Below are 16,560 nucleotides of genomic sequence, written 5' to 3'. Positions count from 1 at the left end.
GGGCCTTGGCGCCAACCTGTCATTGTAGGGAGCTTATCCTGCCGCCCGGCGAACACCAGCGCCGAAGCATGGTCCAGCGCTCACCCTTGTCCCGGATAGGGCGTGCCATCCTTGTGCAGGAAGCGTCCATCCGAAGTCGGGCTCATCATGTCGATGTCGGAGCAGGTGATGACATCGTCGGGGTTGCGCGAGCCGACCTCGAGATAGAGCGCCGTCGTGGATGAGCGGTTGATCAAATGGTGGCCATTGCCGTTGTTCTTGGCGAAGGTGGCGCAGTCGCCGGCGCTGAGCAACGTCTCGCCGCCATCCTCGACCAGCGTTAGCTCGCCTTCCAGCACATAGACGAACTCGTCCTCGTGGCTGTGCCAGTGGCGCTGGCTGGACCAGCCGCCGGGCGGCAGCGTCATCAGGTTGACGCCGAAATCGGTGAGCCCGCCGGCATCGCCAAGCCGGCGGCGCGTGCGATCGACGCAAGGGCCATCGAAGGGCGCGGGGTAGCCCGAGCCCTTGCGGATGGGCAGGGATGCGAGGCCGAGTTTGGGCATGGGTGCTCTCGGGGTGGTGGTGCGGCAGTGTAGTGCCACGCATGCCTGGGAAGAACCCTGTTGCGATATGTGAGCCGTCGCGCCCTACGGCGCCCCCCTCTGTCCTGCCGGACATCTCCCCCTCAAGGGGGGAGATTGGCAGCTTCGGCCCCGGCGCTCTTTCTGCCCACGCCGAAAATTTGGCGAAAGCATTCGCAACAGCCAATCTCCCCCCTTGAGGGGGAGATGTCCTGCAGGACAAAGGGGGGCGCCGTAGAATGCTATCGTCTGCCGTTCAGCTCCTGTCGAAACACCCTCACCCCTGATGCGCCGCGCCCAGTTCCTTCACATGCTTCTCGTGCATCTTCAGCGTCGGCAGCGTCTTCTTGGCGAATTCCTTCATCGCCGGATCATCGCCCGATTGGGCGTAGGTGCTGAAGAGCGCGACGGCGTCCTTGTGAGCTGCTGTCTGCATCATGATGTATTTGGTATCGAAGTCCTTGCCGCTGGCGGCCTTGAGTTCGTCGAGCTGGCCCTGTTCTTTCGGCTGAAGCGCCGGGCCGGCCGGCTTGGTCGAGGCGGTGGTCTGGCCCTGCGCGAGCGCCGCCTTGAAGTCCTCGCCGGCCTTGGTGTGGTCCTTGATCATCTGTTTGGCGAAGGCCTTGACGTCGGCCGACGCCGATTTCTGCTCGGCGAGCTTGCTCGACTGGATCTCGAACTCGTTGGCGCCGGGCACCGTCTTGATGAAGGTCTGCGTGTCGACCTTGCTGTCGGCCGCCAGCGGCGTCGTTTGGGCGGTGGATTGGGCAAGCGCGGCGGGCGCGGCGGCGAGCAAGGCCGCGGCGGTCATGGTCAGAAGCGTTTTCATCTGCAATCTCCGGTCGGAATGGTTCCCTCGGGATTCCAACGCCGCAGATGCACGGAAGTTGCGCCGGGCGCCTTGCCGTCAATGGCAGCATGCCTCGCCATATTGCAGCTGCTCGTGCCAGTTCGGCCGGCCCTCCGGGGTGAAATCCATCAGGTTCCACAGGATCTCGCAGGTGCCGATGGCGCGCGGGTCCTGGCCGGGTTCGGGCGGCGCGAAGCCGAGTTCGGACGACCAGAAATGCCTGATGCCGTCAGCGTCGCGGTGGAACACCGAGAGCAGCGGGATCTGCGCGCCGTCGGCATCCTCGGCATTGTAGTCGCGCTTGAAGCTGTTGTTGGCCGACGACACCAGCCGCATGTTCTGCCAACCACGGTCGCGGCCGAGCGTGACGAGGTTTTCGAGCGCGGTTTTCGCCACCACGGCAAAGTTGAAGCCGGCCGCCTGGAGATGGCCGACGGCGCCGTCGAACTGGTCGAGCAGCGCCGTGCAGGACGGGCATGGCTGGTCCGGCCGCGCCAGCTTCGCCGTGCCGCCCGTTATTGCCACGTCGCGCGTCTCCTGCGGATGGCGCGGGAACATCATCTGGTAGAGGATCAGCGTGTCCTTGCCGGGTGCGAACAGTTGCGACAGCTTTATCTCGGCCGCCCTGCCCTCGGCATCCAGCCCCTCGAACACGTAATCCTGTGGCACCAGCCCGCCCGGCGGCAACGCGCGGCGCGCCACGGCCACATCCTCCATGGCGCGGCGCAGCGCGATTTCCTTCTTCAGCAGCTTTTCGCGGGCGGCGCGGTATCTGGCGGATTCGTTGGGGAAGGTGATCATGATCGGCTCCTTGGGTCACAGCGCCGGCGTCCCGGCGCGGTTGCTCTAAGACCTAAGGACGCGCCGCTGCGGCCGGTTCCGACATTTTCTCCTCACCCCTTCACGCCGCCGGCGGTGAGGCCCGAGACGATCTTGCGCTGGAAGATCAGCACCAGCAGCACCAGCGGCACGGTGACGATCACCGATGCGGCCATGATGTTGCCCCACGGGATCTCGAACTGCGAATTGCCCGAAAGCAGCGCGATCGCCACCGGCACGGTCCGCTGGGCGTTGTTGGAGGTGAATGTCAGCGCAAACAGGAACTCGTTCCACGCGCCGATAAAGGCGAGCAGCCCGGTGGTCGCCAGCGCCGGCCACATCAGCGGCAGGAAGATGCGCGTGATGATGATCCACGGCGTCGCGCCGTCAAGGATCGCCGCCTCCTCGACCTCGACCGGCAGGTCGCGCACGAAGGCGGTGAGCACCCAGACGGTGAACGGCAAGGTGAAGATCATGTAGGAGAAGATCAGCGCGAGAAGCGAATTGTAGAGGCCGAACATCCGCACCAGTTCGAACAGTCCGGCCAGCACCGCCACCTGCGGGAACATCGATACCGACAGGATGGCGAATAGTAGCGCTGAGCGGCCGCGAAAACGGATGCGCGCCAGCGCGTAGGCCGCGGTGACGCCGAGGAACAGCGAGAGCGCGACGACCGCGCCGGAGACCACCAGTGAGTTGATCAGGTTGCGTGCGAAGGCGCCTTCGGTCAGCACGTTGCGATAATTGCCGAGGCTGAACGTCTTCGGCCAGAGGTCGGCCTGGAACAGTTCGGTGCCCGATTTCAGGCTGGTGACGATGGCGTAATAGAAGGGGAATACCGCGACCAGCACGATGGCCGCGACCAGCAGGTAGAAAGCCGTCCGCCTCAGGATCCACATCTCAGCGCCCGCCCTCGAGGCTGACCCCGCCGATCCGGATATAGGCCATGGTGAGAAGCGCAAGAATGAGGAACAGCAGCGTCGAAGCGGCCGAGCCGTAGGCGAATTTGTCGAACTCGAACAGGTTCTCGCGCGCGAACACCGACATCGACTTAGTGTGCACGTTGTTGGGCGTCAGCACATAGATCAGGTCGAAGATGCGCAGCGCATCGAGCGCGCGGAAGATCACCGCCACCATCACCGCAGGCCGGATCAGCGGCAAGGTCACCCGCCAGAAGATCTGCCACGGATTGGCGCCGTCGAGCCTGGCGACCTCGATGATCTCGCGCGGCAGCATCTGCAGCGCGGCAAGGATGAGCAGCGCCATGAACGGCGTCGTCTTCCAGATGTCGACGACCAGCACGGCGGCCATCGCCGTGTCCGCGTTGGCCGTCCAGGCGATCTTGGTGTCGATCAGGCCGAGATTGAGCAGAACCACATTGATGATGCCGAACTGGTCGTTGAGCATCCACTGCCACATCTTGGCCGAGACGATGGTCGGGATCGCCCAGGGGATGAGGATCGCCGCCCTGACGATGCCGCGGCCCGGGAATTCGGCATTGAGCACCAGCGCGACGACCATGCCGAGGATCGTCTCGCAGGTGACCGAAAGGGCCGCGAAACGCACCGTGTTCCAGACGGCGCTCCACCACACCGGGTCGGCCAGCACGCCATCGTAGAGCACCCGGCCGCTCGGCATGCGCAGCACCGAGAAGTAATTGGCGAAGCCTGCCCACTGGCGGGCGTCGAGATCGGCCAGCGAAGCGTCGGTGAAACTGAAATAGACCGTGCGGGCGAGCGGCCAGCCGGCAGCGGCGGCGAGCACCAGGAGCATCGGCGCCAGGAACAGCCAGGCCGAACGCACGCGCTGGCGCATCAGCCGCGAGCGCGGGCGGTGGGTCGCGACGGCTTCAGTCCTCGGCTCCGCTTCTGTCATCCCTCGCGCCGGGCGGGACATGGAGGCGCGTTGTGGCGTCACCAGCCACGCCCCTTCAGCCTGGTCAGCATGGCTTCGAGGTCGGCCAGATTGTCGCCCGCGGTGCCATCGCCCGACAGCGTCTTGTGGACGGCGTTCCAGAATTGGCTCGACGCCTCGTTGTACTTGATCTTGGCCGCGGCCGAGGGACGCGGCACTGCATTGAGGAATATCTGCTTCCAGCGCGGGACGATCGGCTGTTGCCTGGCGATGTCGGCATCGTCATAGAGCGCCTGGATGGTCGGCAGGCTGGAGTTCCTCAGCGCGCGGTATTTCTGCATCGCGGGCGAGGCGATGAATTTGACGAGCCCGATCGCCGCGTCCGGGTGCCTGGAATATTTGGACACGGCAAGGTTCCAGCCACCCAGCACCGCCGCCGGCCGCGCGCCTTCGCCGGTGCCGGCCGGCAGCGGCGCGACGTCGAACTTGCCCTTGATCGGCGAGCCTTCGGAATTGCCGAGCGCATATGCGTAGGGCCAGTTGCGCATGAAGAGGGCATTGCCGGTCTGCCACACGCCGCGCGATTCCTCTTCCTGATAGGCCAGCACGCCGGGTGGCGCGATGGTTCCGACCCAGCCTTTGGCCGTGTCGAGCGCTGCCGCCGCTTTTGCATTGTTGATCGAGATGGTGCCGTCCGGCTCGATGATCTGGCCGCCGCCATTCGACATCACCCATTCAAGCGCATCGCAGGTCAGCCCCTCATAGGCATTGCCCTGGAAGACGAAGCCCCAGATATCCTTGTTGCCGGCAGCCCGTTCCTTGTCCATGACCAGCCTGGCGGTATCGGCCAGCTCCTTCCAGGTGGCAGGCACCTTGGCACCATATTTGTCGAGCAGGTCCTTGCGGTAGTAGAGCGCCGGCGCATCGGTGAAGATCGGCAGCGCCACCAGCCTCCCGTTGACGGTCTGCGACTGGATGATCGAGGGGAAATGGGCGCCGACGACATCCTTGGTCGCCGCGGTCAGGTCGACGAGCTGGCTGGCGAGCTGCGGCGCCCAGATCACATCGGTCTGGTAGACGTCGATATCGCTATTGCCGGCGGCAAGCCACAGCCTGTACTGGCCGAACTGGTCGGTCCCGGATGCCGGCATGACGACGATGCTGACCTTGTTGCCGCTGTCCTTCTCATAGCGGTCGAGGATTTCACGCAGCACCTTGATGCCGATTCCTGTGTCGCCCGATACGATCGACAATTCGACGGCTCGCGCAGGCACAGCCGCAATCATCGCGGCAACGACCAACGTGGCAAATGCGTGAAAGAGCCTCATGGCGGCGGAGGATCTCCTTTCGGAACGGCGACGCAAGCCTTCGAGGCTCCGGAAGCTCGTCGGACCCCTCCACCACTCTTTGAATGCGGAGCGGCGCTCTGGGTTCCCGAGCGATGCCCGCGAGCGGCGGTGGGCCGGGCCGCGGCTTCAGCCTTCCCAGGCGACAGGGCTCATCCCAAGCCGCTGATAGAGCCTGACAGCGGCGGCGTTTTCCACCGTGTTGGTCTTGAGGTCGACATGGTCTGCGCCGCGTTCGCGAAAGACGGCGAAGGCGTGCCACATCAGCGCCTCGCCGATGCCCCTGCCGCGCGCCTGCGGATGCACGGCGAGATCCCTGACGAAGGCGCTCGTCCAGCACAGCGCCGCCGCCACCAGCAGGCCCTTGGCGTCGATGACGAGGAAACAGAGCGCAGAATCGAATTCGGGGTCGCCTGAGATGCGTGGCCACCATTCGTCGAACGGGCCGTCGGCGCCATCGTCGAACACTTCGGTCAGCAGCGCATGCAAGGCCGGCGCATCGCCGGGCTCGAGGGTGCGCATGACAAAGCCATCCGACCAGTGTGCGGGAACCAGCGTCTCGTCGAGGATCTTGCGCAGCCGGATGTCGTTCGGAGCCGGCGGGCGCGGTTCGGGCATTTCGCTCAGGCGTCGGGCAGCAGGCGGCGCCGCTTGCGGTCGACGCCGAGGCCGGTCGCCTCGAGCAGGCCTTTGCGCTTGGCGTCGAAATAGTAGCCGGTCTGGTAGAGCCAGTCGGCGCGCTTGGCGTTACCGTCCGACACCAGCCAGGCGCCACGCAGGTATTTGACGGCGTATTTCAGGTTGGTTTCGGCATCGAACAGGCCCCTGGCCGGTCCGTCATAGCCCATGCCGCGCGCCGTCGCGTGCTTGATCTGCATCAGCCCCCAATGGCCGTTGTTGTAGGCCTTGGGATTGAAGGTGCTTTCGCGGTTGACGACATGGCGCACAAGGTCGACCGGCACCTGATAGAACGCGGCGTACTTTACGATCAGCCGGTCGATATCGCCGCGCACGCCGGTCGCATGCTCTTCCTGCACCGGAGCGGCAGGAAACTGGACGAGGGCAGCTGGATTCTGCGGCACAACATAGGCCGCCTGCTGCACGCCGGGCATGGCTTTCTGATCGTTCCTGGCGATCGCCGGCACGATGAGCCCGGCGGTGGCGTAGGTGGCTGCCGCCTTGATTGGTGCGCCGGCGCCAGCCGGCGGCGGCGCCTGCCACGCATTGGCGGTCATCACGGCCGGCGCGGTTGGGGTCGCTCCGGCAAAGGCCGCGGTTGCCACGGCCGCCTGTGTGGTCGGGCCGGCGGGCAATTCAGCGGTTTGAACGGGCGTAATCCCCGACGGTTCCGGCAGCACCGAAACCGTCTCCGGCAACGGTATGGTGAAGCCGGCATCGGTGCCGGCGACGGTCGCTGTTTCGGTGAGGGAAGACGCGGATTTCATCTGCGATGTCGACGTGCAACCGCTGACGCAGGCCATGGCCGCGATCACGCCGAGCGCGATAAGGGTTTGTTTTGCTGGCAAGCCGCGTTCGGGTCCGGTTCGTCGGATGTTAAGAAATCCCTTACACCAGCGATTCCTGGCGAGCAATCGGGGCGCTCAGGTGGTTTTCGGGTGGCGAGACTCGGGCCGAAATGCCATATTGTTCCTGATATGTACCGGCATGAATGCCGGTTTCTGGCCATTTTGCGAAAGGAGCACGCCATGCAAACGCCGTCGCAGATCACAGCCGGCCACGCAGTGTTAGAAACAGTGATCGGCTTCATGGGGATTGCCTGGAGCGAAAAGGGCCTGATCCGGCTCTGCCTGCCCGAACGCAGCCGCGAGGCGGTCGAGCGGCGGCTGCTGCGCCACGCCGGCGTTTCGGCCGCTACCGTGCAGCCGCCGTGGGTGGTCGAGTTGATCGCCTCGATCAAGGCCTATGCGGCGGGCGAGGATATCGATTTCTCCGGCGTGCCGGTCGATCTCGACGGCATCGACGATTTCCGCCTCGCCATCTATGGCGCGGCGCGAAAGCTAGCCTATGGCGAAACCACCACCTATGGAGAACTGGCCAAGCGCGCCGGCCATGCCGGCCTGCCGCGCGAAACCGGTGCCGCGCTTGGCGCCAATCCAGTGCCGCTGGTCATTCCCTGCCACCGTATCCTCGCGGCCGGCGGCAAGATCGGCGGCTTTTCGGCGCCCGGCGGTTCGACCACCAAGGAAAAGATGCTGGCCATGGAAGGCGTGCGCGTCGGCCCGCCGCCGCCCGCGCAGGTCTCGTTCGGATTTTGAAACGATAGCCGCCGCGCCAGGCTATGGCCTAGTCGTTATGAAAAAACCGCCGGCGGAAATGCCGATCGTTGTCCGGGCGCTTGCAATTATAGACCGGGCAGGATTTCGTATCGGCGCTCGGCACATAGGCGCGTGTCCTCACCTCGCCCGTTGTGCAGAATTGCTGGCTCTGCACGTAGCGGTCGTAGAGTGGCAGTCCCGGTACCCGCCTCGACTGGTAACGCAGGATGACGGCGCCCTGCCGCGCGATCGTCGCCTGCACGCGGCCACACTCCATCCGCGTCGGATCGTAGCGCGAGATCGCCTGCGCCTCGGCGGCAATCAGCGTCAGGCATGCTGCCAGCAGAATGGTCTTCATGGTCCTCTCCCCTGATGCGCGGCTCACGGACAGCGCCATCTGACGCAACGGTTTCACCGGATTGGGGCGGCCATTGGGCGGTCCCTCGATCACGGCTTTCTCACGCAGTCTTGTATTTCGTGCGAAAGCAGCCTATATCAGCCCCATTGATATTTCGGCCGATCGATCCGGGCCTCGCGATCTTCGCGTTTGCTGACGTCTATCTCCAAAATCTCGATGCACACCGGCTGGACCTCGGTTCGGTCAAACCAAAGCAAATGTGAAGGACTATTTTTATGGCAACTGGAACGGTCAAGTGGTTCAACGCCACCAAGGGCTTCGGCTTCATCCAGCCTGACGCGGGCGGCGCGGACGTTTTCGTCCACATCTCCGCTGTCGAGCGCGCTGGGCTGTCGACCCTGGTCGAAGGCCAGAAGATCAACTTCGAGATCGAGCAGGACCGCCGCACTGGCAAGTCGTCCGCTGGATCTCTGAGCAAGGCAGCCTGATTTTGAAAATGGCGCGCGCCGGGCGACAGCCCGGGGCGCGCGGCAAGTCACGGATGTACTGACGGTCGCGCGAGAAGCGCGCCGGAGCGGAAAGACCCGACAAGCCGGATCAGCAGATAGCTGCCAGCCCGGACCGGACGCTCCCGATCAGGCTACCGAAATGGGAAGGCGGGCATTGTCCCGCCTTTTTATTTGCCTGGATTCCAGGCATGTAAAGCCGAACCTGGAGTCCCACCTGTGGTACCACTAGAGTGGTATTATCCGGCCATGACCAAGCTTGAGCAAATCGAAAAGTCCATCACCGAACTGAGCCCCGAGGAGCTGAAGGCGTTTGCCGCATGGTTCGAGGCGCTCCAGGCGGACCTGTGGGATCGGCAGATCGAGACCGACGTGAGGGCGGGGCGATTGGACAAGCTTGCCGAACAGGCATTGGCTGACCATCGCGCCGGCCGGACTCGGCCTCTGTGAACAACGTCGCCTCTCCATCATTCTGGAAGGCTTATGAAAAACTGTCGTCGTCGAACAAAGCAAAGGCGGACAGGCGTTTTGTCATACTGCGTTCCGATCCTTTTCATCCCTCCTTACATTTCAAGCAGGTAGGTTGCTATTGGTCGGCGCGGGTCGACGAAACTACCGGGCTGTTGCCATACGCAACAATGAAGATGTGATCTGGTTCTGGATCGGCACCCATGCCTACTACGACCATTTGTTGAAATAGCTCCCGCGCAGCTTCTCGGACGATGGGTGGCCGGGCCTCGCGCCTGTTTGGCGCGCCTCGCCCAAAAGAGCCGCGGGGCGGTGGCGAGGTTGAGGATAAAATTACCCTACCCACTCCATAGAGACGTGCCCCGGATCCGCCACCACGCGGTCAAGCCACGCAGCCACCGCCGGATAGGCGTCGAGCTGGAAGCCGCCCTGCTCCGCCGTATGCGTATAAGCGTAGAGCGCGATGTCGGCGACGCTGTAGGCGTTTCCGGCGAAGAACGCGTTGTTCTCCATGTATTTATTCATGACACCGAGCGCCTTGTTGCCGCGCTCCAGTGTCACCGCCAGCCGCTCCGGCGTCGCGTCCTTGGCCCTTTCGGGAAAGGTCAGCAGCGCCTTGCGCACGGCGATATAGGGCTCGTGGCTGTACTGTTCGAAGAACAGCCATTGATAGGCGAGCCCGCGCTCATACTTGTCCGCGGGCAGGAAGCGCGTGCCCTCCGCGAGGTAGAGCAGGATGGCGTTGGATTCAGCGATCCGCCTTCCGTCGTCGAGCTCCAGCAGCGGCACCATGGCGTTCGGATTCTTGGCGACGAAATCCGCTTTTCGCGTATCGCCCGTGTGCGAACTCACCTCGACAGTGGTGAAAGGGAGGCCGAGCTTGGCCATCAGCAGGCGCGGCTTGTAGCAGTTGCCGCTGTCGATCATGCTGTAAAGTATCATCGCTGGTCCCCCGAGCGCTGCCATGTGCAGACGCGATTATCGTAGCCGCGCCGTCCTCACCAATGATTAGTTTTGGCGCGACGATCAGCGCCGCTGATGTGTAGCACACGGCGCTACCCGAACAGCGGCACCACCTTGCTGTCCCTGCCCAGCAGCGCGTCGATGGCGAGCGGTCGCTCGTCGAAGATCACCCCGGCCAGCGCCGGCCGGGCGAGTAGAAAACCTTGCAGCAGGTCGACGCCGCCATCGAGCGCGACGCGCAGATGGGTGGGCTGTTCGATGCCCTCGACCAGGACCTTGGCGCCGCGGTCGTGCAGGCTGGAGACCAGCGGGCGGAAGAACCGCTCGGCGGCGGCGTGGCGGCAGAATTGCGCGAACCAGCCACCGTCGATCTTGACGATATCGGGCTTGAGCAGGCTGACCCGCTCCTCGGTCGAGTGGCCGGTGCCGAAATCGTCGATGGCGATGCGGATGCCGTCGCGGCGCATCTCGCGCACCAGCCTGGCCAGCAGCGTGTCGTCGGCCGCCTGTTCGGTGATTTCGCAGACCAGCATGCCGGGGGCCAGGCCGAGCTCGCCGAGATGCCTGCTCATCAGCCGGATTTCGGCCAAGGCCCGGCCCCGATGGGCGTTGACCAATGGATTGTAGTTGAAGAACAGATCGAGCCCGTCGACGCCGATGTTGCGGAAGTTCCTGAGATGCAGCACGCGGCACATGGTTTCGACGAACAGCCGGTCCTCGGCCGCGACGCCTTCGAAGAACGCCCGTGCGGCGCCCGGCCGGCCGGCGCGATGCGGCTCTATCAGGCCCTCGACCGCGATTGCGTGCAGGAAGCGGCCGCGCGGCGCGAAGATCGGCTGGTAGGCGCTGCGCAGGCGGAAGTCGCCATAAACGCCATATTCGATACCGACCTCGTCCATGAAGATCGCATCGCCGACATCGCGCCGCCGCTCGGGCCTCATCGTGTGCCCCTGCGCCCAAAGGCTTTCGCCGCCCGCGCGGTATGCGGCGCGGCTGCCGGGACGGAAGATGCACTGTCGGCGGCAGGCGATGGCCCGTCCTCGCCGAAGACGCGGAAGCTGGTCGGCGCCAGTTCCGGCCGTGCCAGCACGAAACCCTGGACCATCGAAGCCCCGGATTTCTCGGCCAGCTCCAGCTGCCAGCCTTCCTCGATGCCCTCGAACACGGTGCGGATGCCTTGTGCCTCGAAGCTTTTCACCATGGACGTCAGCAGCGCGAAGCCGGCGCCGGACTCCATCAACTGCGTGATCCAGTGGGCATCGAACTTGACGATGTCGGGTTTCAACTCCTTGATGCGGTTGATGTCGGAATCGTCGGCGCCATAGTCATCGACGGCAATGCGAAAGCCGTTGCCCTTCAACGCCGCGACGAAACCGTGCAGGGTCTCCTGCGAGGCTGGACGCTGCTCGGTCACCTCGCACACGACACGGCCCGGATCGATGCCGGCCTCGTGCAGCACCAGGCGCATTTCGCGCAAGGCATTGTCGGCAACGGCGCGCTCGGTGAACACCGACGGATCGAAATTGACGAAGATCGACGCTTCCTGCGGCAGGCAGGCGCCGGCATTCAGCAGATGCAGCGTCCTGGTCAGCGCCTCGACATGAAGCCGGTCGGCGGCCGGGCAGGTGCTGAAGAAGCTCATTGGCGATTGCGGCTCGCCGTCGCGGAACGGCCGGATCAAGCCCTCGAAGGCGGCAACCGACAGCTTGCCTTCCCTGAAGGCGAAGATCGGCTGGAAGGCGCTTTGCAACGTATAAATGCCCCAGACACCTGACGAGGTGCCGTCATCATGACGGATGATATGGGCAAGCCCGATGCTGCGCGACAAGGTTCCTCGCTCCGCGAACTGGCGCAATTGGGTTACGATCCTGCCACGCAAGCCTCTACCGCCCGTTAATGAACTTTCTGTTGCCGATCACGGCTCATTGACCTCCTTGCGGCACTGGCCCAGCCGACAATGCTTGCACTCACGGGAATGATGCGACATGAGAAGCGCCGCGGCCGCTCCTGGCCGCGCTGATCCTTTCTGGAGAGAAAAAAGGTCATGGCCTTCCTTGCCGACACCCTTTCCCGCGTGAAGCCTTCCGCCACCATCGCGGTGACGCAGAAAGCCCGCGAGCTGAAAAATGCCGGCCGCGACGTCATCGGCCTGGGTGCCGGCGAACCGGATTTCGATACGCCCGATAACATCAAGAATGCGGCGATCGAGGCCATCCGCCGTGGTGAGACCAAATATCCGCCGGTGTCTGGCATCGCGCCGCTGCGCGAAGCGATCGCGAAGAAATTCAAGCGCGAGAACAATCTCGACTACAAGCCCGAACAGACAATCGTCGGTACTGGCGGCAAGCAGATCCTGTTCAACGCCTTCATGGCGACGCTGAATCCCGGCGACGAGGTCATCATCCCACGCCCCTATTGGGTCAGCTATCCCGAGATGGTGGCGATCTGCGGCGGCACCTCGGTGTTCGCCGACACTTCGATCGACAATGGCTTCAAGCTCACTGCCGCTGTGCTGGAAAAGGCCATCACGCCGCGCACAAAGTGGCTGCTGATGAACTCGCCGTCGAACCCGTCGGGCGCCGCCTACACCGAGGCCGAGCTTCGGTCGCTCGCCGACGTGCTGCTCAGGCATCCGCATGTTTGGACGCTGACCGACGACATGTACGAGCATCTGACCTACGGCGACTTCGTCTTCAAGACCATCGCCGAGGTCGAGCCGAAGCTCTATGAGCGCACGCTGACCATGAACGGCGTGTCGAAAGCCTATGCCATGACCGGCTGGCGCATTGGCTACGCCGCGGGTCCCGTCCAGCTGATCAAGGCGATGGACATGATCCAGGGCCAGCAGACGTCGGGCGCCTGCACCATCGCGCAATGGGCCTCGGTCGAAGCGCTGAACGGCCCGCAGGACTTCATCGCCAAGAACAAGGCGATCTTCCAGGGGCGCCGCGATCTCGTCGTCTCGATGCTCAACCAGGCGCGCGGCATCTCTTGTCCGTCGCCGGAAGGCGCCTTCTACGTCTATCCGTCCTGCGCCCAGCTGATCGGCAAGAAGACCAAGGCCGGCAAGGTGATCGACACTGACGAGGCCTTCTGCTCGGAGCTGCTCGAGGCCGAGGGCGTGGCGGTGGTATTCGGTTCGGCCTTCGGCCTCGGTCCGAACTTCCGCATCTCCTACGCCACGTCGGAGACGCTGCTGGAGGAGGCGTGCACGCGCATCCAGCGCTTTACGGCATCACTAACCTGATCGTGAAAACAAAACCCGGCCAAACGCCGGGTTTTTAGATCGGCTCGACACGGTACTCAGCCGCCATATTGGGCCGGCGTCACCGCTTCCAGCCAGTCGGCATGCACGCCCTCGAGCGCTTCCTGCATGGCTATATGCGTCATGGCCGTTTTCGGCCCGGCGCCATGCCAGTGCTTTTCGCCTGGCGCGAACGAGATGACGTCCCCTGCCCTGATCTCCTGGATGAGACCGCCCCAGGTCTGGGCGAGGCCGGCGCCCGACGTGACGTACAGCGTCTGGCCAAGCGGATGCGTGTGCCAGTGGGTCCGCGCGCCCGGTTCGAAGCTGACCAATGTCGCCCGCAGCCGTGCCGGAGCCTCCTTCTCGATGATCGGCGTCTGCAGCACCCGGCCGGTGAAGTACTTTTCCGGCGCGATGACGGTCGGCGTGCTGCCGCAAGCAATGATCTTCATCGTTCGATCCCTGGAACTGGTGGCGATGCGGGCGGCGGCGACGCCGCTCTTCTTTCGAGACCCTAGTTTCGGCCGATATGGCCGTCGACGCAACCGGTCTGTTCGGCTTGCAAATCAGCGGCAACCGCACCGCGCTCGGCCCTTGAGGCTACCTATTTTCCTTGCCCTGCCGGCAAACAAGTGGGACGATACCTTTGGGCCGGTTGAAGACAAGCCCGCCCGCGACGGTCGAACAGGCCGGCCGCCGCTCAGGACCGACTGACCTTGGCCTGAACCATGAATGCCAGTCGGTCTCCAGGGAAACGCCTGAGTGGAGGTCAGTCATGGGTAATCGCGCCGGAGGAAGACGCACGGGACCGAAATGCATTGCCATAGTCGGTCCCTTCGCAAGCGGTAAGACGACACTTCTCGAAGCCATATTGGCCCGCACGGGCGCCATTCCCCGCCAGAACCCGGTTTCCTCGGGAAACACCGTTTCAGATCATTCGCCCGAGGCGCGCGCCCACGCCATGAGCGTCGAGGCGACCTTCGCCACCACGGAATTCATGGGCGAGCAGTTCACCTTCGTCGACTGTCCCGGATCGATCGAATTCTCCTTCGAGGCCGAACCGGTACTGGCCGCCTGCGACCTCGCGGTGGTCGTCGCCGAGGCCGACGAGAAGAAGATCCCCGCCCTCCAGCTCATCATGCGCAAGCTCGACGATCTCGGCGTGCCGCGCATCCTGTTTCTCAACAAGGTCGACAAGGCGATCGCGGGCGTGCGCGACACGCTGAAGATGCTGCAGCCGGCAAGTGCGGTGCCGTTGCTTCTGCGCCAGATACCGCTGCGCAAGGACGGCGTCGTCATTGGCTCGATCGACCTGGCGCTGGAACGCGCCTACATCTACCGCGAATATGCCGAGAGCGAGGTGGCCCAGATACCCGGCGACGAAAAGGCGCGTGAGCTGGAAGCCCGTTTTTCGATGCTGGAACGGCTGGCCGACCATGACGACCAGTTGATGGAACAGCTGCTCGAGGAGATCGAGCCGCCCAAGGACGCGGTCTTCGACGATCTTGCCGCGGATCTGCGCGACGGCGCCGTCACGCCGGTGCTGATCGGCACCGCAGAGAAAGGCAATGGCGTGCTGCGTCTCCTGAAGGCGATCCGCCATGATGCGCCCGACATCGACGCGACCCGCAAACGGCTCGGCGCCCCCGAAGGCAACGCAACCGTGGTTCAGGTGATGAAGACCATCCATACGCCGCATGGAGGCAAATTGTCGGTGTCGCGCATCCTTTCGGGACAGGTCGCCGATGGCTCCGAGCTCTGGCTGCCCGGCGGCGACATGGCAAAGGTGTCCGGCATCTACAGGATGCTTGGCAAGGACCAGTCGAAGCTCACCGCGGCGAAGACCGGCGACACGGTCGCGCTCGGCAAGCTGGACGCGGTCAAGACCGGCCAGACGCTGACCTCGGCCAAGGGCGGCATGAAGCCGCTGCTCCAGTTCGAGCCGCCGCAGCCTGTCTTCGCTTTCGCCTTGCGGCCGAAGGAGCGCAAGGACGAGGTGAAGATGTCAGCCGCCATCCAACGGCTGGCCGAAGAAGATCCCTCGCTCAGCCTGCATCATAACCAGGACTCGGCCGAGACCGTGCTGTCGGGCCATGGAGAAATGCACCTGCGCGTCGTACGCGAACGGCTCGAGGGCAAGAACCAGATTCCGGTCGAAGGCCATCCGCCGGCGGTGCCCTACCGCGAGACTATCCGCAAATCGGCGCAGCAACGCGGCCGCCACAAGAAGCAGTCCGGCGGCCACGGCCAGTTCGGCGATGTGGTGATCGAGATAAAGCCGCTGCCGCGCGGCGCAGGTTTCCAGTTCACCGATACCATCACCGGCGGCGTGGTGCCCAAGACCTACATCCAGTCGGTCGAAAGCGGTATACGCGATTACCTGAAGTCGGGCCCGCTCGGCTTTCCCGTCGTCGACGTCGCCGTCAACCTGTCGGACGGCTCCTACCACGCGGTCGATTCCTCCGACATGGCCTTCCAGATGGCGGCCAAGCTTGCCATGAAGGAAGGCATGGCGGGCTGTTCGCCCGTGCTCCTGGAGCCAGTGATGAAGGTCGAGATCGTGACGCCCTCCGATGCGACCTCGAAGATCATCGCGCTGATCCCGCAGCGGCGCGGCCAGATCCTCGGCTACGACGCGCGACCCGGCTGGCCAGGATGGGATGTCGTCGAGGCGACCATGCCGCAATCCGAGATCGGCGATCTGATCATCGAGCTGCGCTCGGCCACCTCAGGCGTCGCCAGCTACCGCGCCGTCTTCGACCACATGGCCGAACTCACCGGCCGGCTCGCCGACGAAGCGATGAATGCCAACGGCAAGGCAGCCTGATTCTGATGCATGTCGTCTAAAGTGATCTCGGCTTTGGGACATCGACATCCACAAAGATTTGGGTGAGTGCCCTCTCGAACCTTGTTCGAGGGGGCGCAAACAAAAAACGACGCCCGGGGGGCCGGACGCCGTTTTGTTTGCGGACCGTTTTCTTGGGAGGAGAAACGGCAGGTCCGCCGCATCTTGAAGTCGCCGCTTCGGCGGAAGAAGGTTCGGACGCGGTAGCCGCCTGAGCCCGGATCGTCCGAGTGATGCCCCCATCTCCCGTCCGACCACACCGCGTCCTATGGTCTGCTTAGCAGGAGCCGAACGCCTTTGACATGTTACCAGAGGTTACATGTCACTGTTACGTGGCTATTTCGGTGGATTTTCCCGCCCTTCCGGCAGCCTCCGGGCAACAAAAAAGCCGGATCAATGAAGATCCGGCTGAGTTTGATTGGAAGTGCCTGTTAAGGCTAACCTCCAGAGGGGAACACTCGAGGG

Annotated in this window: 18 protein-coding genes and 1 pseudogene; 6 read left to right on the top strand and 13 right to left on the bottom strand. The window is 64.0% G+C overall.

All coding sequences use genetic code 11. The features are described from left to right. Positions 1–80: 80 nt before the first annotated feature. The 8 genes from FJ443_RS23345 to FJ443_RS23310 all read right to left on the bottom strand — a co-directional run bounded on the left by FJ443_RS23345 (position 81) and on the right by FJ443_RS23310 (position 6,958). On the bottom strand, positions 81–545 hold the full coding sequence (locus FJ443_RS23345; RefSeq protein WP_140666137.1) for a cupin domain-containing protein: 465 nt from the start codon (positions 543–545) through the stop codon (positions 81–83). A 295-nt stretch (positions 546–840) separates the two neighbouring features. Then, positions 841–1,392: a DUF4142 domain-containing protein gene (locus FJ443_RS23340; protein WP_140495937.1), complete on the bottom strand. Its 552-nt coding sequence runs from the start codon at positions 1,390–1,392 to the stop codon at positions 841–843. Between the two features lie 78 nt (positions 1,393–1,470). Then, entirely contained in the window at positions 1,471–2,214 is a 744-nt protein-coding gene (locus tag FJ443_RS23335; protein WP_140666135.1) for a DUF899 family protein, read from the bottom strand. Positions 2,215–2,306: 92 nt separating this feature from the next. Continuing rightward, the gene (locus FJ443_RS23330) at positions 2,307–3,131 is read right to left on the bottom strand and encodes a carbohydrate ABC transporter permease (RefSeq protein ID WP_140666133.1); all 825 of its coding nucleotides are present in this window, start codon (positions 3,129–3,131) and stop codon (positions 2,307–2,309) included. Position 3,132: 1 nt separating this feature from the next. Beyond that, positions 3,133–4,047 carry a sugar ABC transporter permease gene (locus FJ443_RS23325; RefSeq protein ID WP_181171778.1) on the bottom strand — a complete coding sequence of 305 codons (915 nt, stop codon included), beginning with the start codon at positions 4,045–4,047 and terminating at the stop codon, positions 3,133–3,135. A 98-nt stretch (positions 4,048–4,145) separates the two neighbouring features. After that, positions 4,146–5,414, bottom strand: a complete 1,269-nt coding sequence (locus tag FJ443_RS23320; RefSeq protein ID WP_140666131.1) for an ABC transporter substrate-binding protein — start codon at positions 5,412–5,414, stop codon at positions 4,146–4,148. 147 nt (positions 5,415–5,561) lie between these two features. Next, positions 5,562–6,050, bottom strand: coding sequence for a GNAT family N-acetyltransferase (locus tag FJ443_RS23315; RefSeq protein WP_140516793.1), 489 nt, complete (start codon positions 6,048–6,050; stop codon positions 5,562–5,564). A 5-nt stretch (positions 6,051–6,055) separates the two neighbouring features. Next, on the bottom strand, positions 6,056–6,958 hold the full coding sequence (locus FJ443_RS23310; RefSeq protein ID WP_140556014.1) for a lytic transglycosylase domain-containing protein: 903 nt from the start codon (positions 6,956–6,958) through the stop codon (positions 6,056–6,058). Positions 6,959–7,138: 180 nt separating this feature from the next. Here FJ443_RS23310 and FJ443_RS23305 point away from each other — a divergent pair, with 180 nt between their 5' ends. Further along, positions 7,139–7,708 (top strand): methylated-DNA--[protein]-cysteine S-methyltransferase, encoded by a 570-nt coding sequence (locus FJ443_RS23305; protein WP_140666129.1) that lies wholly within the window; start codon positions 7,139–7,141, stop codon positions 7,706–7,708. Between the two features lie 28 nt (positions 7,709–7,736). Here FJ443_RS23305 and FJ443_RS23300 read toward each other — a convergent pair whose 3' ends face one another. Further along, positions 7,737–8,066: a hypothetical protein gene (locus tag FJ443_RS23300; protein WP_140516797.1), complete on the bottom strand. Its 330-nt coding sequence runs from the start codon at positions 8,064–8,066 to the stop codon at positions 7,737–7,739. A 275-nt stretch (positions 8,067–8,341) separates the two neighbouring features. Between FJ443_RS23300 and FJ443_RS23295 the strand changes: the two genes are divergently transcribed. The 3 genes and pseudogenes from FJ443_RS23295 to FJ443_RS31710 all read left to right on the top strand — a co-directional run bounded on the left by FJ443_RS23295 (position 8,342) and on the right by FJ443_RS31710 (position 9,272). Next, the gene (locus FJ443_RS23295; protein WP_010910991.1) at positions 8,342–8,554 is read left to right on the top strand and encodes a cold-shock protein; all 213 of its coding nucleotides are present in this window, start codon (positions 8,342–8,344) and stop codon (positions 8,552–8,554) included. Positions 8,555–8,821: 267 nt separating this feature from the next. After that, complete coding sequence (locus tag FJ443_RS23290; RefSeq protein ID WP_140556015.1) at positions 8,822–9,022, top strand: iron-containing alcohol dehydrogenase; 201 nt, start codon at positions 8,822–8,824, stop codon at positions 9,020–9,022. Next, a pseudogene (locus FJ443_RS31710) lies at positions 9,019–9,272 on the top strand (hypothetical protein). The gene FJ443_RS23290 and the pseudogene FJ443_RS31710 overlap by 4 nt, the downstream one beginning before the upstream one ends. A gap of 101 nt (positions 9,273–9,373) precedes the next feature. Here the strand turns inward: FJ443_RS31710 and FJ443_RS23280 are convergent. From FJ443_RS23280 to FJ443_RS23270, 3 genes are all read right to left on the bottom strand, one after another. Next, positions 9,374–9,982: a glutathione S-transferase family protein gene (locus FJ443_RS23280; RefSeq protein WP_140666127.1), complete on the bottom strand. Its 609-nt coding sequence runs from the start codon at positions 9,980–9,982 to the stop codon at positions 9,374–9,376. Positions 9,983–10,095: 113 nt separating this feature from the next. Beyond that, entirely contained in the window at positions 10,096–10,944 is an 849-nt protein-coding gene (locus FJ443_RS23275) for an EAL domain-containing protein (protein ID WP_140495948.1), read from the bottom strand. Continuing rightward, positions 10,941–11,831 carry an EAL domain-containing protein gene (locus FJ443_RS23270; RefSeq protein ID WP_140556021.1) on the bottom strand — a complete coding sequence of 297 codons (891 nt, stop codon included), beginning with the start codon at positions 11,829–11,831 and terminating at the stop codon, positions 10,941–10,943. Before FJ443_RS23270 ends, FJ443_RS23275 begins: the two co-directional genes overlap by 4 nt. 216 nt (positions 11,832–12,047) lie before the next feature. On the opposite strand from FJ443_RS23270, the gene FJ443_RS23265 reads away from it, so the two are divergent. Next, on the top strand, positions 12,048–13,250 hold the full coding sequence (locus tag FJ443_RS23265; protein ID WP_140516803.1) for a pyridoxal phosphate-dependent aminotransferase: 1,203 nt from the start codon (positions 12,048–12,050) through the stop codon (positions 13,248–13,250). A gap of 56 nt (positions 13,251–13,306) precedes the next feature. Here the strand turns inward: FJ443_RS23265 and FJ443_RS23260 are convergent, their stop codons facing one another. Then, entirely contained in the window at positions 13,307–13,702 is a 396-nt protein-coding gene (locus FJ443_RS23260; protein ID WP_140495951.1) for a cupin domain-containing protein, read from the bottom strand. 323 nt (positions 13,703–14,025) lie between these two features. Between FJ443_RS23260 and FJ443_RS23255 the strand changes: the two genes are divergently transcribed. Continuing rightward, positions 14,026–16,077 (top strand): elongation factor G, encoded by a 2,052-nt coding sequence (locus FJ443_RS23255; protein ID WP_140495952.1) that lies wholly within the window; start codon positions 14,026–14,028, stop codon positions 16,075–16,077. Positions 16,078–16,560 lie beyond the last annotated feature (483 nt).

The sequence above is a fragment of the Mesorhizobium sp. B2-6-1 genome (assembly GCF_006440475.1).
Lineage (GTDB): Bacteria > Pseudomonadota > Alphaproteobacteria > Rhizobiales > Rhizobiaceae > Mesorhizobium.
Note: the sequence above shows the minus strand (reverse complement) of the source record. Positions and strands in the feature narration are given on the sequence as shown.

Excerpts from the sequence above, each read along its gene's own strand:
- FJ443_RS23345 (WP_140666137.1), bottom strand. The coding sequence starts at position 545 with ATGCCCAAACTCGGCCTCGCATCCCTGCCCATCCGCAAGGGCTCGGGC.
- FJ443_RS23340 (WP_140495937.1), bottom strand. The coding sequence starts at position 1,392 with ATGAAAACGCTTCTGACCATGACCGCCGCGGCCTTGCTCGCCGCCGCG.
- FJ443_RS23335 (WP_140666135.1), bottom strand. The coding sequence starts at position 2,214 with ATGATCACCTTCCCCAACGAATCCGCCAGATACCGCGCCGCCCGCGAA.
- FJ443_RS23330 (WP_140666133.1), bottom strand. The coding sequence starts at position 3,131 with ATGTGGATCCTGAGGCGGACGGCTTTCTACCTGCTGGTCGCGGCCATC.
- FJ443_RS23325 (WP_181171778.1), bottom strand. The coding sequence starts at position 4,047 with ATGCGCCAGCGCGTGCGTTCGGCCTGGCTGTTCCTGGCGCCGATGCTC.
- FJ443_RS23320 (WP_140666131.1), bottom strand. The coding sequence starts at position 5,414 with ATGAGGCTCTTTCACGCATTTGCCACGTTGGTCGTTGCCGCGATGATT.
- FJ443_RS23315 (WP_140516793.1), bottom strand. The coding sequence starts at position 6,050 with ATGCCCGAACCGCGCCCGCCGGCTCCGAACGACATCCGGCTGCGCAAG.
- FJ443_RS23305 (WP_140666129.1), top strand. The coding sequence starts at position 7,139 with ATGCAAACGCCGTCGCAGATCACAGCCGGCCACGCAGTGTTAGAAACA.
- FJ443_RS23300 (WP_140516797.1), bottom strand. The coding sequence starts at position 8,066 with ATGAAGACCATTCTGCTGGCAGCATGCCTGACGCTGATTGCCGCCGAG.
- FJ443_RS23295 (WP_010910991.1), top strand. The coding sequence starts at position 8,342 with ATGGCAACTGGAACGGTCAAGTGGTTCAACGCCACCAAGGGCTTCGGC.
- FJ443_RS23290 (WP_140556015.1), top strand. The coding sequence starts at position 8,822 with ATGACCAAGCTTGAGCAAATCGAAAAGTCCATCACCGAACTGAGCCCC.
- FJ443_RS23280 (WP_140666127.1), bottom strand. The coding sequence starts at position 9,982 with ATGATACTTTACAGCATGATCGACAGCGGCAACTGCTACAAGCCGCGC.
- FJ443_RS23275 (WP_140495948.1), bottom strand. The coding sequence starts at position 10,944 with ATGAGGCCCGAGCGGCGGCGCGATGTCGGCGATGCGATCTTCATGGAC.
- FJ443_RS23265 (WP_140516803.1), top strand. The coding sequence starts at position 12,048 with ATGGCCTTCCTTGCCGACACCCTTTCCCGCGTGAAGCCTTCCGCCACC.
- FJ443_RS23260 (WP_140495951.1), bottom strand. The coding sequence starts at position 13,702 with ATGAAGATCATTGCTTGCGGCAGCACGCCGACCGTCATCGCGCCGGAA.
- FJ443_RS23255 (WP_140495952.1), top strand. The coding sequence starts at position 14,026 with ATGGGTAATCGCGCCGGAGGAAGACGCACGGGACCGAAATGCATTGCC.